This window comes from Nocardia sp. NPDC019219 (genome assembly GCF_040632645.1).
Taxonomy (GTDB): domain Bacteria; phylum Actinomycetota; class Actinomycetes; order Mycobacteriales; family Mycobacteriaceae; genus Nocardia; species Nocardia sputorum.
On record NZ_JBEYCG010000001.1, the window covers coordinates 789,622 to 802,751 of the forward strand.

The window sequence follows — 13,130 nt, forward strand, 5'->3', positions numbered from 1 at the left end:
CGGAGCCCGGACGGAAACACTCTGCGCAAACGCAATCCGGCAAGCGGCCTGCGGTGACCGGCGTCACGGACTACCGTTCCGGTGGTGAGTGGCGGCTTCATCGATTTCCAGAACGAGATCTACTTGGCTGGGCTGGGTGGTTCCACGCCCGAGTTGCCCATGACCGCCGCGGGTTTGGAGTCGCTCGCACAGCAGAGGCTGGATCCGGCCGCTTTCGCGTATGTCGCGGGTAGCGCGTCCGCCGAGCGCACCGCCGCGGCCAACCGGTCCGCCTTCGACCGATACCGCATCCTGCCGCGGATGCTGCGCGGCTCCACCGGGCCCGGCGCCCGCGATCTGTCCGTCGAAGTGCTCGGCACGAAACTGGCCGCGCCCGTGCTCACCGCGCCGATCGGCGTCCTCGAACTGCTGCACGAGGGCGGCGAGGTGATCGCGGCCGAAGTGACCGCGGAACTCGGCATCGGCACCGTGCTGTCCACCGCGGCCTCCTCGACCATAGAAGACGTCGGCGCGGCGGCCGGTGCGTGGTGGTACCAGCTGTACTGGCCCGCCGACGACGAACTGGCCTGCTCCTTCGTCCGGCGTGCCGAGCGGGCCGGGGCCTCGGCGATCGTGGTCACCGTGGACACCCCCACCCTCGGCTGGCGGCCGCGCGACCTGGAACAGGCCCACCTGCCGTTCCTGCACGGCAAGGGCATCGCCAACTATCTGTCCGACCCGGTGTTCCGGGCCAAGCTGCCCGCCGCGCCGGAGGAGAGCGAGGAAGCGATGCGGACGGCGATCCTCACCTGGGTGGGGCTGTTCGGCAATCACACGTTGCGGCCTGCCGATCTCGCCCGGCTGCGCGAATGGACCGACCTCCCGATCGCGGTGAAGGGCATCCTGCATCCCGACGACGCGCGCCAGGTGGTGGACGCAGGCGCGGACGCGGTGGTGGTGAGCAATCACGGCGGCCGCCAGGTGGACGGCTCGATCGCGGCGCTGGACGCGCTCCCGGCGGTGGTCGCCACCGTCGGCGACCGCGCCGACGTGCTGTTCGACTCCGGGCTGCGCACCGGTTCGGACGTGCTCGTCGCGCTGGCCTTGGGCGCGAAGGCGGTGCTGTACGGGCGGCCGTGGGCGTACGGCCTCGGCTTGGCGGGAGCCGCGGGCGTCCGGCACGCGCTGCGGGCGCTGCTGGCCGACTTCGAGTCCGCGCTCGGCCTCTCCGGGTGCACCAGTCCGGCCGAGGTGAACCGCGCACTGCTGTCCACGGTGCGCTGACCTGCGAGAGTTGCCCATTTCCCCAGTTCGCCACGCATAGAATGGCCACCGTGCATCCCGAACCGAGCGGTCGCGTCCTGGCCGAGCCACGCTGGCTCACCCCGGCACAGCAGCGCGCGTGGCGCGCCTACATGGACGGCCACCAGCGTTTGATGACGGCGCTGAATCGTCAATTGCAACGGGACAGCGACCTGACCGTCGCCGAATACCGCATCCTGGTCCTGCTCTCCGAGGCGCCCGATCGCTCGCTGCGGATGAGCGAGCTGGCCGACGGCGTGCTGTCCTCGCGCAGCAAGCTGACCCATCAGATCCGGCGGCTGGAGGCGCAGCAGATGGTGCGCCGCAACACCTGCCTGGAGGACGGCCGCGGCGTGCTGGCCGAACTCACCGACGAGGGCTTGCGCCGCCTGCAAGCCGCCGCGCCCGGCCACGTGGAAGCCGTCCGCCGTCACTTCATCGATCTGCTCGCCCCGGCCCAGCTCGAGGTGATCGGCGAAGTCTTCGAACGCGTCGACGAGGAAATCGGCAAGCACTCCGGCTGATCCGTCCGCTACGATCGGGTCCCTGGAGACGTGGCAGAGCGGCCGAATGCACTCGCCTTGAAAGCGAGCGTCGCGAGAGCGACCGGGGGTTCAAATCCCTCCGTCTCCGCTCCACTCGCTGGGCGACCCATGCTCATGGAGAGCATTCGCGGCGGCTCGTTCCGCAATTGTTACAACCCCAGGTCCGCCGCGAAGTCCCTGCGGACGAAGTTCGGGCGGATGTCCATGTCGGGCGGGTCGTAGTAGCGGTGGAAGGTGGGAGTCAGCCCGGAGGAGATCGGTGGGTTGATCCAGGACCAGTCGGTGGGGCAGGCGCGGCCCGCGGCTTCCTCCCGCTTGACGTGATCGCAGAACTGTTTGGCCACCGTGTGGTGGTCGACGATGTACACGCCGGACTTGCGGAAGCTGTAGAGCACCGCGCGGTTGAGTTCCACCAGCGCCTGATCACGCCAGAGGTTGCGTTCGGCCCTGGTGTCCAGGCACATCATCTCCGCGATCAGCGGAAGGATGTTGTAGCGGTTGGCGTCGCTGAGATTGCGCGCGCCGATTTCCGCGCCCAGGTACCAGCCGTTGAACGGCGCGAACGGGTAGGTCATGCCGCCGACCTCGAGATTCATGTCGGACACGGCGGGCAGTGCGTGCCAGCGCAGGCCCAGACCGGCGAACCACTCGAACTCCGGGTGCTCGAGTTCCACCTCGCGCGCGAGCTCGGGCGGGATGTCGAACCAGCGGATCGGCTCGTCCGGTGTGCTGATCAGCAGCGGAAGGATGTCGAAAGGCGTTCCGGCGCCGCGCCACCCGAGTTTCATGGCGAATTCGGTGAGCTCGACGTTGGCGGCGTCGCCGGTGACCGTGCCGTCTCCGTTGCGATAGCCCGCGTAGCGGATGATCTGCGGGCTGACAATGCGGAACTCGCGCCCGTCCGGCTGCCGCGGCGGTCCCACGGTGATCATCGACTGGATCGCGCCGCCATTGGTGGCCATGTGCAGGTGCTGCCAGCAGACCTCGGCGAGATCACGCGCCGTGCGAACCCGCCGGGCGTCGAGCAATCTCAGCGAGCGCCAGTGCTTACGGCCCACGCAGCGGGCGTGATTACGCCACGCGAGTTTGGCTCCGATCAGGATCTCCTCGGCGGTCTGGAGATAGGTGCCGGTCATTTCGAGCTGCTCCAGCGCGCTGCGCCTGCGCTGGCGGCTCAGGTGCGCCAGTTCCGGCAGCCGGAAGAACTCGTCGCACTCCCGCATTCGGCGTTCCAGATCGGGAAGGCAAGCGGTTGTGTTCGATTCGTGCTCGAGCGAGTAGGCGGGTGGCACTGGATTCACGGTTTTCTCCGGTCGGGCATGGATCCTGCGACGGAACAGAAGAATCAAGCAGCGAATTCGCGCCGGTACCGCCGGCGTCGCGGGGTTCGCGAAGGCGCACGAGGCCGATGCCACGAAATAGCCTCCCCGCACGCCTCGCCGGGATGACGGAAGGGCTGTCGCGGCTGCGAACCGGGCGGCCGGTCCGCATCGCGCGCCGCAGCGCAACGCGGTGACCTCGACGCCAGCGGTGCGAATGCCCGATCATGCCCGTCCTAGTTCGATACCCGGAAAAGGCCCGGCGCTCAGCGTACGACCGGTGTGCTGATGGTGTGCCACGATTTGCTGGATTTGCTGGATCGGCCGGAGACGCGAACCGGGACAAGTGGTGTCGAGTATCGTTGACGCGTCTGCTTTTCGGGGGGTGAGGGGTTCGCTCGTGCGCAGTGTCATCGGTATGGCCGTCACCGTCGTCGCCCTGCACGTCCTCGGCTGGGGGACGCTCCTGCTGTTCGTCGCGCCGAATCACTATGTGATCGAGGGTTCGGTGTTCGGCGTGGGCCTCGGAGTGACGGCGTACACGCTCGGTATGCGGCACGCGTTCGACGCCGACCATATCGCCGCGATCGACAACACCACGCGGAAACTGGTGGCGGAGAGCGGGAAGAAGAGGGTTCAGACGGTCGGCTTCTGGTTCGCGCTGGGCCACTCCACGGTGGTGTTCGTGCTCGTGGCGTCGCTCGCGTTCGGCGTCCGAGCCCTGGCGGCCGGCTTGGAAGACGAGGATTCGGCTCTGCAACGCTGGACCGGCCTGTGGGGCACCAGCGTCTCCGGCGCGTTCCTGATCCTGATCGGCCTGCTCAATCTGGCGTCCTTGGCGGGGATCTGGCGGGTGTTCCGGCAGATGCGCCGCGGCGAGTACGACGAGGCGCAGCTGGAAAGGCAGCTGGACAGCCGGGGCCTGCTCAACCGGGTGCTGCGGCCGGTGATCGGCCTCGTTCGCAGGCCCGTGCACATGTATCCGGTGGGCGTGCTGTTCGGCCTCGGCTTCGACACCGTCACCGAGGTCGGGCTGCTGGTGATCGCGGGCGGCGCGGCGGCCACCGGGCTGCCCTGGTATTCCATCCTCGTGCTGCCCGTGCTGTTCTCGGCGGGCATGGCGCTGTTCGACTCGCTGGACGGCTCCTTCATGAGCTTCGCCTACGACTGGGCCTTCGCCAGGCCGGTGCGCAAGATCTACTACAACCTGGTGATCACGGGACTGTCGGTCGCGGTGGCCCTGCTGATCGGCGGGCAGGAGATCATCTCGATCTTCGCCGAGCGGCTCGAGGTGGAATCGGGCGTCCTCGCCTGGATCGGGAATCTCGATTTGGGCGATCTCGGCTTCATCATCGTCGGGCTGTTCGTGCTCACCTGGGCGGTCGCCATCGCGGTGTGGCGTTTCGCCGGTATGGAGCGGCGCTGGCAGGACGGTCTGGCCGTACGGTGAGCGCGGTCGTACTCCTCGACAAGACAACGGGCTTCGGTCCACCCTCGACGTCTCTGGCAGGATGGTTCGCATGCTGTGTCGCCGCGGGGTGCGGCGTTGGCTTTCCAGCGCCTTGATCAGTGCCGCACTCGTCTCCGGTGCGGTGTCCTTCGGTGCCCCGCAGGTCACGGCGGCGCCCGGCAAAACGCCGCCGGTGAATACCGGATCGGCCGACGGCCCCGGCCCGGCCGAGCCGACCAGCAAGCAACCTTCCACTCCACGGATAGAGCGCATCGAACCGATCAACGATCGGTGGCTGCGCGTGTACGTCGCCTCGCCCGCGATGAGCCGGGTGGTCGAGGTGCAGGTGCTGCTGCCGCGCGATCAGTCGCGGCCCCGGCCCACCGTGTACATGCTCGACGGCCGCAGCGCGAGCCCCGACAGCAATAACTGGACCGAACTCGGGCACGCCGACCGCTTCTACGCGGACAAGGACGTCAACGTCGTGCTCACCGTCGGCGGTCCGGCCAGCTTCTACACCGACTGGCAGCAGCCCGACCCGGTGCTCGGGACCAACAAGTGGGAGACGTTCCTGACCAAGGAGCTGCCCCCGCTGATCGACGCGAAGTTCGACGGCAACGGCACCAACGCGGTCATGGGCGTCTCCATGGGCGCGGAGGCCGCGATGATGCTCGCGTTCCGGCAGCCGACGCTCTACAAGGCGATCGCGGCGCACAGTGGCTGCTTCTCGATGGGCACCGACATCGGCCAGGCGCAGGCGCGCGCCGTGGTGGCCACCTACATGGGCGAGCCGGACAACATGTTCGGCAAGCAGGACGACCCGGCCTGGCTGGCGCACGACGTCACCCTGCACGCGGACGCGTTGCGCGGCAAGACCATCTATCTGTCGGTGGGCAGCGGCCTGCCCGGCGTGCACGACGTGCCCGGAACGCCGAACGTCGACCTGCCCAGCGCCATCACGTTCGGCGGGCCGCTGGAGGCCGCCACCAACGCCTGCACCCGGCGGCTCACCGACCGGCTGCGGTCGCTCGGCATTCCGATCACCGCTCACTTCCGGGCCACCGGCACGCACTCCTGGCCGTACTGGGAAGACGAACTCGCCCTCTCCTGGCCGACGATCGCGCCCGCGATCGGGGTCCGCTAAGGCAGGAACCGGGCGAGCACCTCCGGCGCACCGGCGAAGCTCAGGAAAAGATCGTTCTCGTGCGGGTCGCCGATGGTGACGCGCACCCCGTCGGTTCCGTACGGGCGCACCAGCACCCCGGCGGCGGCGCTGGCCTCGCCGAACTCGGCGCTGCGCGCACCCAGCGGCAGCCAGACGAAGTTCGCCTCACTCGGGGGCACCGGGTACCCCAGCGCTACCAGCGCGTCGCGCACCCGTTCGCGTTCGGTGACCAGAAAGTCGGTGCGATCCAGCAATTCGTGGCGCGACTCCAGCGACGCGATCGCCGCCGCCTGCGCGAGCCGGTTCACGCTGAACGGGATGTGCACCTTCAGCAGCGCCGTGATCACGGCCGGGGCGCCCACCGCGTAGCCCACCCGCAGGCCGGCCAGGCCGTATGCCTTGGAGAAGGTGCGCAACACAACCACATTGGGCCTGGTGCGGCCGATCTCGACGCCGTCGGGATGGTCGGCCAGCCGCACGTACTCGTAGTACGCCTCGTCCAGCACCACCAGCACGTGCGACGGCACCGCGTCCAGGAACCGGACCAGCTCGGTTTTGCCGACGGCGGTCCCGGTCGGGTTGTTCGGGTTGCAGACGAAGACCAACTTGGTCCGCTCCGTGACGGCGGCGGCCAGCGCGTCCAGATCGTGCACCTGCCCGGGCGTGAGCGGGACCTGCACGGCGGTGGCGTTGCCCACCCTGGTGACGATCGGGTAGGCCTCGAACGAGCGCCACGCGAACAGCACCTCGTCGGACGGGGACGAGCAGGTGATCTGCACCAGTTCCTGGCAGAGCGCGACGCTGCCGCAGCCCACCGCGACATTGTCGTAGCCGACGCCGAGGAACTCGGCCAGCGCCGTCCGCAGCTCGGTGACCTGGTTGTCCGGATACCGGTTCGCCAGTTCGGCCGCCTCGGCGATGGCCTTGGCGGCGGCGGGCAGCGGCCCGACGGTCGTCTCGTTGCTGGCCAGTTTGACCGCGCCTGGATTGCTGCGGCCGGGGGTGTACGCCGGGATCGATTCGAGGTCCGGCCGGATCTGCGCTGTCACACTCCAACCCTAATCCGCGCCGTCGCGGACCCGATCGGCGTACCGGAAATTCTCTGGGTTATAGGCCCTCACGTGCAATTTCTACCGCAGATCAGCAACTCGCCCTACGCTGGTTTCATGTCGGGCACCTACGACGATATGGCCCCGCTGCGGGGTAGCGACCAGGAAGACGGGCGGCCGGCCAGCGGTGGGCAGGTGCCCATCACAGTGGTGGAGCCGGAAGGAAACGCCCGCGGCGGGATCGTGGTGCTGCACGAGTCGCGCGAGTTCACCGGCGCGTTACGCGACCTGATGAACGCGCTGGCCGGCGAAGGGTGGACCGTCATCGCGCCCAAACTCTTCCATCGGGAGGACGAGGACCCCGGTGTCGGGGTCTTCGGTGACGAGCTGTTCGAAGACTTCGACGCCTGCTTCGACTGGCTCACCCGGCGCGGGGTGTTCCCCGACACCATCGGCGTGCTCGGCTTCGATTCCGCGGGCACCGCCGCGTTCCTGGTCGCGACCAATCGTCCGATCGGCGCCGCGGTGAGCGTCGCGGCGCACGGCATCACCGAGCCGCTGACCGATCAGGCCGACGCCCTCGTGCGCGCCGCTCCCCACCTGCAGGCGCCGTGGCTCGGCCTGTTCGGCGCGGACGACCCGGCCACCCCGCCTGCCCAGGTCGACGAGCTACGTGACGCGACCGCCCGCGCCGCGGTCGCCAGCCTGGTGGTCACCTACCCCGGCCTGCACCACCGTGCCGACACCTCCGAGGCCGACGACGGGGACGCGGTCGATTCGCAGACCAGAATCTTCGATTGGTTCGACAGTAACCTGCGCTGACCAGCCGTTTTGTGATCTGGACGGTAGCTCCTGTAACCTTTCTGCTCGGCGGTTCGAAAGGACCGGTGCCCTCGAAGAGAAGGCTCCAGGAGGCGTGCCAGAGCGGCCGAATGGGACTCACTGCTAATGAGTTGTCCCTTCACGGGGACCGGAGGTTCAAATCCTCTCGCCTCCGCCACACCCGGGAAACCGGGTACAACTGAAGAACACATGCGCCCGTAGCTCAACGGATAGAGCATCTGACTACGGATCAGAAGGTTAGGGGTTCGAATCCCTTCGGGCGCACGCAGGTAGAAGGCCCCTCCGGTAGCAGCGGAGGGGCCTTCTCTCATCTCTGACGACACCGTTTGACGACAATGTCACTCGAACAGCGCGTCCATCCCGGTCACCGCGTCGCGCTGTACGGCGTCGATCACGTCCATGTAAATGCCCGTCGTCATGGTGATCGAGCTGTGACGCAGGATGCGCTGCGCGGTCGCTGCCTCCACGCCCATCGTGAACAACAACGTCGCGCACGAGTGCCGCAGATCGTGCAACCGGATCGGCCGGACGCCGGCCTTCTTTACCAGCTGAGCGAAAGCCCGATTCACGTTCCGCGGCTCGTGCGGGGTGCGGCGGGTCGAGGTGAACACCAAGCCGAGCTTGTCTACATCCGGTGATCGTGAAGCTGGTCCGGCGGTTGCCGAAGTATCCTCACCAGCTTTTCGGGCAGAGGAACGGAGTTCCGACGCGACGCTTCAGGTCGCTGCGGTTCCCCCTCTAGCCAGCTTTGCCTATGCTTGTGCGAATTGTTGCCGAATCTCGCCATACAGGATCAAGGAGCGCCTGCGGCGGCGCATGCTCGCCGCCGCCGCGCTACGCCGCACTGCGGCGTTCTCGTCGCAGGCTCCTCGAACACCGGTGCGTCGAGCGCGTCGGCAGCACGCTTGCGCTCCGGAATGTCGCTCCAGGACACCTTTGCTCACTTCTTCAATAACCGAGCAGTGCTAGGCACGCCGGGAGCCGTACCCGACTCACCTCCCGCAGCTGTCCACGAATCGGCCCGGCACTGTGCCCGGTCCACCGGCTGTGGTCCCGTCCTTGAAGCTCCAGAAACGACCAAGCTCGGCGGCTTTCGCGCGAATCTAGCGGTACCAGCGATCGGCCCGGTGGTGGTCCGGGCGACCGAAGGGGCTTGGGAGGCTACCTCCTCAAGCCGCAATCGTCTCGCTCCAGCCAGCCGAGTCAAGGACCACCTTCGGTGTCCGCACTGCGGTGCTGCGCATCCTTGACACGACCGCCTTCCGCTGAGGGCGGCAGGTATGAGGAAGAGGGGGGTGGAGCAGTCAGGGTGGATGAAAGGTACGGCGGCGAATTGCCGTGCGCTTTGTCAGACCTCCGTGCGAAGCTGTTCGGCTGCCCACATAGAGGGGCCCACACAAACGTGACAGTCCTAGAAAGGAAAGTACGTGGAAGAGGCGCAGGAAGACGTAGCGCAGGTACGGAATTGGGTCGGACAGCTGGATCAGTTTGTCGCCAGCCTTGGCGGCCTTGAGGGAGACACGCCGGTCGACTTCTGCGAGAGCGCTATGGACGTGTGGAAGGACTGGGTTTCGCCGGACACCGCACCACCTCCGACCAGTCCGGCGATGGTCGTCATTGCCGAGACCCTCCGGGCATTGGTCCAGGTGACGACTGCCGTGATGATGGATTACGCGAACACCTCTGATGCCAGGGACCGGATGACACGCGCCGCTGCACAGAATTCTCTTCAAGACGCGCTGGACGGCATCGTGCGTGACAGTCACCGCTGGCTGTCGGAGGGACTGCCTCCAAATGATGAGATTCAGCAGCGCATCGCATCTGCTGGCGCTGGCATCCGAGCAGCTCAAGAGGCTGCTCAACAGCAAATGGATGAGGACTCCGCCGCCGACGCAGCTGCCGCCACTGACCCATACGGTGCGATACTGGGCTACCGCGATCCCGATGTGGATGCCGCAATCATCTTCACAAAGGTGTGTTCCTTCACAGAAGATGAGAATAAGCGCTACCGCGATGCGTACGACAGGCTTCGGCGGATGTTGGACAGTGAGCTGTTGAGGCACATCTCAGATGAAAGCGACAGATTCTGCGATGTGCTGATTGGGGTGCTCACCGATTTACGAGAGCGCCGAATCTCTTTGGTGGATGAGGATGCCATCGACGAGCGCCGGCGGAGGTTGCGTTCGGCGCTGATCTCGTTCACGAGTGCACTACACAGCCACAAGGATCAGTCGATCCGTGCCGTACGTGACGTCTTCGGTCGCAAGAACCCCCAAGAACAAGCAGTCCTGGACCTGTTCAACGACTTGCTGACCAGGTCGTTCGAGTATCGATGGTTGGTGGAGATGCGCGATGCGTTGCTGCACGGCGATATCAACGCATTCAAGTACGACTTCACGGCACGTCTGCGCGGGGAGCCAGCGGTGAACGTGTACATGGACCGGGACTACATGCTCCACTTCACTAGGGAGGCTCGGAACAAGCCGTGGCTTAAGCGTAGCGAGCTGGAACAGCTGACTTCCGATCCCAGCGTGCTGGATATGATCAACGCCATCCAGCCACTAATGAGCGAGCTGCAAGAGAAGCTCGATGCGATCCTGTACCCGAACATGGCCGATGATGCGGCCACAGTGAAGGAACTGATCAGCCGGTTCAACGGCAGGCAAGGGTTGTACGCGTTGCAGACCGGCCCAGGCTTCACGCGCCGGTTGTGGATTCCTCCCTACATGACTCTTGCGCCGCGTGTGCTGGCCTTCGCGGACAACTACGATACCGGCCACTAATCCACTTCGCATCTGGCCTCAGTAGGAAGCAGAAAGGCAGCGACAGGCTTGCTACCAGAGGTCCCGCAGTGACACGGATCGTCACCAACCAGCAGCTCAGCGGCACTGTCCGGCTCCCCTCGACACACAGGAGCAACGTTCGGGACGAAGAGGTCGCCGACACCGCTGCTGACGACAGGGCTGACGACGACGACAGCCACGGCCTAGAACCACATCGTCAACAGAGGAATCCATCTGCGGCCCGCCAAGTCTCGGTGGCAGCCTGTGCCTACGGATCAGAGTGTCTGGACTTCAAGGCTCGCGGGCGCACAAGTGGATGATGGGCTTCTGGTATCGGCGGCCAGGCCTTTTGCGGTGTCCGATGACACTCGAGGCCAAGGCTTTCAGTAGAGCGGGTGATCTGGGTTCGGGCGCGCCACGGCTGTGGGGCAGTGAGACATCCGAGTAGCGGTCGGGACCGGGGCTACGTATAACGACTGACGGGTGTAGAAGGACGCAGAGTGGCGTCGGAATCTTGCGGCCCGGCCGCTGGGATCCGTAGCATCGTCGGCGTGAGCGATGGGGGGACGCCGGCCTCCGGCCAGGACATCTCGGTGGTGCCCGAGCAGGTTCGTGATGTCGGGCGGCATGTCTACGAATTGGCTGACGCGCTACGCGCGGCGCTGGATTCCGCCGCGAGAGATGTGGATGCGGTGGTCAACAGCAGCTGGACCGGAGGCTTGGCGACGGAGTTCGCGAGCGGCTGGACCGACGTTCGTGATGGCGGTGGTCAGATCATCACTGCCCTTGTCGAGATGGCGCAGAAACTTGGCGTCACGGCCGAAACCTATCGTGTCCGCGATGAGAACAACGCCTCGGCGCTGAGTACCTCGAGTCTTACCTTGCCATGAGCGAGTTCTCCGTCAACCTTGATGATATCGATCAGATCGTGACCCGGTTGTCCGGGCTCGCCGGGTTCATCAACGAACATCTGGACGACATCGATGACAAGGTCACCACACTGGTCGGAACTGGTTGGGAAAGTGTCGCCGCTAGGGCATATTCCGACGCCCATCGGCAATGGATGATCGGAGCACGCGAGTTCGCCGACGGTGTCCGCGAAATGAGCGACGCTGCACGCAAAGCGCACACCCGGTACAGCACCGCCGCCGACATCAATAAGCAGATGCTCCAAGGCGGGTGAGACGTGGGCGACACGTGGGTCATCGACTCCGGCATGTACTTCGACGCGTCGAAGAAATGCCAACTACTGGCCGGTGACATCTCGCTCGCGCTGGGGCCCTTGCATCGTGCACTCGTCAACGAGTGTGGCGGTATGGCCGGTGATCACGAGAAGTCCGAGGCATGGACCAGCAGCTATGACCAGCACGCTCATGACATCGTCACGCTCGCCGCGACCCTGTGCAATGCGCTGCAACGTTTCGGCGATGTGTTGGCTGCCAACGGCTACAACTGGTGGCAGTCGAACCGATCTATCGCCAGCGGCCCTGAACCTGCTCGCCCTACCGAATCCGAACCATTCTACGACTCGGGCATGGCTCTGCCCGCTACAGCCAAGGGCGACAACGGCTCCGGAATCGAAAGTTCGATCACCGGGCTATTGGAACAAGTTGGAAAAATCCCCAACGGAGACCTGACCAAGCTCGGTATCGCAAAGGATGCTTGGAGAACCTTTGCTGATCACACCACCGTTACCGGGGCTGCCGACCGTATCAGGGGTGTCAACGCCAAATTTGCTGGCAGCACGGACCCCAACATACGAGACATCGAAGAGAAGCTCGGCACTCTGCAGCGCGCGGCAGAACTGCTGTCACAGGCAGCCACAGCGCTGGCCGGGCCTGTCAAGGACCATCACGAGGCCCTTAGTACGATGCGCCACGATGTCGAAGCGGCCGTTGCGGACGCTGCCAAAGAAATCGCTGGCGCGATTGTCATCACAGTGGCGATCGTCGGAGTACTTGCGGTCCTATCAGCGGGTACCGCGGCCGCTCCCGCGGCTGCAGGTGGCGCCGCTGTTACCGCGGAAATCATTACCACCACCGCCGGAATCATCCGCAACACGGTCTCCATCAGTCGTGTCCTGGTCATCTTCGGCGCAGTAGTTGCCACCGGGACCGCTACCGGCGTCTTCACCGCTATCCCTGACCTCACCCAAAACGGCATCAACGCCGCCCTGGCAAGCATTGCGGCGATGACCGTCAAAATTATCGGTGACGAGGATGCGCCCGCTGGCCCTTCCAATCCGAGTAATACACCCGGATCCGCTGAGTATCAAAAGCGTGTGGAGGAGCTGGCCCGCGATCCGGCGAAGAATGGAAAGGTCAGTCCACAATCGAGACGAGAGGCCGAGGTCGGGCTGGCCAACGAGAACGCAGGGAAGGTCGGACCTCTAGAGCGAGCTCCGCTGGGTCCGAATGGGGAAGATCAGGGAGAGTTCATAGACAGGACGACGAATACCCGTTGGGATGTGAAAAGTTCGCCGGATGTTATTCCGGACTACCGACCGGCGGAAGTCGCGGGAAAGCCGATACCCAACCCGCAAACCGATCAGGAATTCATTGACATGATCGAGGACTCGCTGGCCGACGGTGAGGGTGTCATGATCGATGAAAGTGGGATGACACCCGCTCGTAGAGCTCATCTGAAGGAGCTGGTGGAGAATAATCCGCAATGGCAAGGAAAGGTGCTCTGGTAA

12 protein-coding genes and 3 tRNA genes are annotated in these 13,130 nt (G+C 65.4%); 12 read left to right on the forward strand and 3 right to left on the reverse strand.

What is annotated here, in order from left to right; genetic code table 11:
• Positions 1 to 84 precede the first annotated feature (84 nt).
• From ABZ552_RS03535 to ABZ552_RS03545, 3 genes are all read left to right on the forward strand, one after another.
• Positions 85 to 1,263 carry a lactate 2-monooxygenase gene (locus ABZ552_RS03535; RefSeq protein WP_357435425.1) on the forward strand — a complete coding sequence of 393 codons (1,179 nt, stop codon included), beginning with the start codon at positions 85 to 87 and terminating at the stop codon, positions 1,261 to 1,263.
• 131 nt (positions 1,264 to 1,394) lie between these two features.
• Positions 1,395 to 1,805, forward strand: coding sequence for a MarR family transcriptional regulator (locus ABZ552_RS03540; protein ID WP_350356422.1), 411 nt, complete (start codon positions 1,395 to 1,397; stop codon positions 1,803 to 1,805).
• 24 nt (positions 1,806 to 1,829) lie between these two features.
• Positions 1,830 to 1,914, forward strand: a tRNA-Ser gene (locus tag ABZ552_RS03545).
• A 61-nt stretch (positions 1,915 to 1,975) separates the two neighbouring features.
• Here the strand turns inward: ABZ552_RS03545 and ABZ552_RS03550 are convergent.
• Positions 1,976 to 3,049, reverse strand: a complete 1,074-nt coding sequence (locus tag ABZ552_RS03550) for a nitric oxide synthase oxygenase (protein WP_281881249.1) — start codon at positions 3,047 to 3,049, stop codon at positions 1,976 to 1,978.
• Between the two features lie 514 nt (positions 3,050 to 3,563).
• On the opposite strand from ABZ552_RS03550, the gene ABZ552_RS03555 reads away from it, so the two are divergent.
• Positions 3,564 to 4,595, forward strand: coding sequence for a HoxN/HupN/NixA family nickel/cobalt transporter (locus ABZ552_RS03555; protein WP_357435557.1), 1,032 nt, complete (start codon positions 3,564 to 3,566; stop codon positions 4,593 to 4,595).
• A 70-nt stretch (positions 4,596 to 4,665) separates the two neighbouring features.
• A complete protein-coding gene (locus ABZ552_RS03560; RefSeq protein WP_281919243.1) occupies positions 4,666 to 5,739 on the forward strand; it encodes an alpha/beta hydrolase family protein in 1,074 nt (357 codons plus the stop codon).
• Here the strand turns inward: ABZ552_RS03560 and hisC are convergent.
• Positions 5,736 to 6,809 carry a histidinol-phosphate transaminase gene (gene hisC, locus ABZ552_RS03565; protein WP_281876759.1) on the reverse strand — a complete coding sequence of 358 codons (1,074 nt, stop codon included), beginning with the start codon at positions 6,807 to 6,809 and terminating at the stop codon, positions 5,736 to 5,738. The two genes, ABZ552_RS03560 and hisC, sit on opposite strands and share 4 nt — an antisense overlap.
• A 117-nt stretch (positions 6,810 to 6,926) precedes the next feature.
• Here hisC and ABZ552_RS03570 point away from each other — a divergent pair, with 117 nt between their 5' ends.
• The 3 genes from ABZ552_RS03570 to ABZ552_RS03580 all read left to right on the forward strand — a co-directional run bounded on the left by ABZ552_RS03570 (position 6,927) and on the right by ABZ552_RS03580 (position 7,916).
• On the forward strand, positions 6,927 to 7,631 hold the full coding sequence (locus ABZ552_RS03570; protein WP_357435428.1) for a dienelactone hydrolase family protein: 705 nt from the start codon (positions 6,927 to 6,929) through the stop codon (positions 7,629 to 7,631).
• Positions 7,632 to 7,719: 88 nt separating this feature from the next.
• A tRNA-Ser gene (locus tag ABZ552_RS03575) sits at positions 7,720 to 7,809 on the forward strand.
• A 34-nt stretch (positions 7,810 to 7,843) separates the two neighbouring features.
• A tRNA-Arg gene (locus ABZ552_RS03580) sits at positions 7,844 to 7,916 on the forward strand.
• Between the two features lie 74 nt (positions 7,917 to 7,990).
• Here ABZ552_RS03580 and ABZ552_RS03585 read toward each other — a convergent pair.
• The gene (locus ABZ552_RS03585; RefSeq protein ID WP_281919242.1) at positions 7,991 to 8,263 is read right to left on the reverse strand and encodes a tyrosine-type recombinase/integrase; all 273 of its coding nucleotides are present in this window, start codon (positions 8,261 to 8,263) and stop codon (positions 7,991 to 7,993) included.
• A gap of 816 nt (positions 8,264 to 9,079) precedes the next feature.
• Here ABZ552_RS03585 and ABZ552_RS03590 point away from each other — a divergent pair.
• The 4 genes from ABZ552_RS03590 (at position 9,080) to ABZ552_RS03605 (ending at position 13,130) form a co-directional block, all read left to right on the forward strand.
• A complete protein-coding gene (locus ABZ552_RS03590) occupies positions 9,080 to 10,435 on the forward strand; it encodes a hypothetical protein (RefSeq protein ID WP_281919241.1) in 1,356 nt (451 codons plus the stop codon).
• 551 nt (positions 10,436 to 10,986) lie between these two features.
• On the forward strand, positions 10,987 to 11,325 hold the full coding sequence (locus ABZ552_RS03595; RefSeq protein ID WP_281919240.1) for a type VII secretion target: 339 nt from the start codon (positions 10,987 to 10,989) through the stop codon (positions 11,323 to 11,325).
• Positions 11,322 to 11,618, forward strand: coding sequence for a WXG100 family type VII secretion target (locus tag ABZ552_RS03600; RefSeq protein ID WP_281919239.1), 297 nt, complete (start codon positions 11,322 to 11,324; stop codon positions 11,616 to 11,618). Before ABZ552_RS03595 ends, ABZ552_RS03600 begins: the two co-directional genes overlap by 4 nt.
• A gap of 3 nt (positions 11,619 to 11,621) precedes the next feature.
• Positions 11,622 to 13,130, forward strand: coding sequence for a hypothetical protein (locus tag ABZ552_RS03605; protein WP_281919238.1), 1,509 nt, complete (start codon positions 11,622 to 11,624; stop codon positions 13,128 to 13,130).

Coding starts and splice junctions, on each gene's coding strand:
- ABZ552_RS03540 (WP_350356422.1), top strand. CDS start 1,395: ATGGACGGCCACCAGCGTTTGATGACGGCGCTGAATCGTCAATTGCAA.
- ABZ552_RS03550 (WP_281881249.1), bottom strand. CDS start 3,049: ATGCGGGAGTGCGACGAGTTCTTCCGGCTGCCGGAACTGGCGCACCTG.
- ABZ552_RS03555 (WP_357435557.1), top strand. CDS start 3,564: ATGGCCGTCACCGTCGTCGCCCTGCACGTCCTCGGCTGGGGGACGCTC.
- ABZ552_RS03560 (WP_281919243.1), top strand. CDS start 4,666: ATGCTGTGTCGCCGCGGGGTGCGGCGTTGGCTTTCCAGCGCCTTGATC.
- ABZ552_RS03570 (WP_357435428.1), top strand. CDS start 6,927: ATGTCGGGCACCTACGACGATATGGCCCCGCTGCGGGGTAGCGACCAG.
- ABZ552_RS03600 (WP_281919239.1), top strand. CDS start 11,322: ATGAGCGAGTTCTCCGTCAACCTTGATGATATCGATCAGATCGTGACC.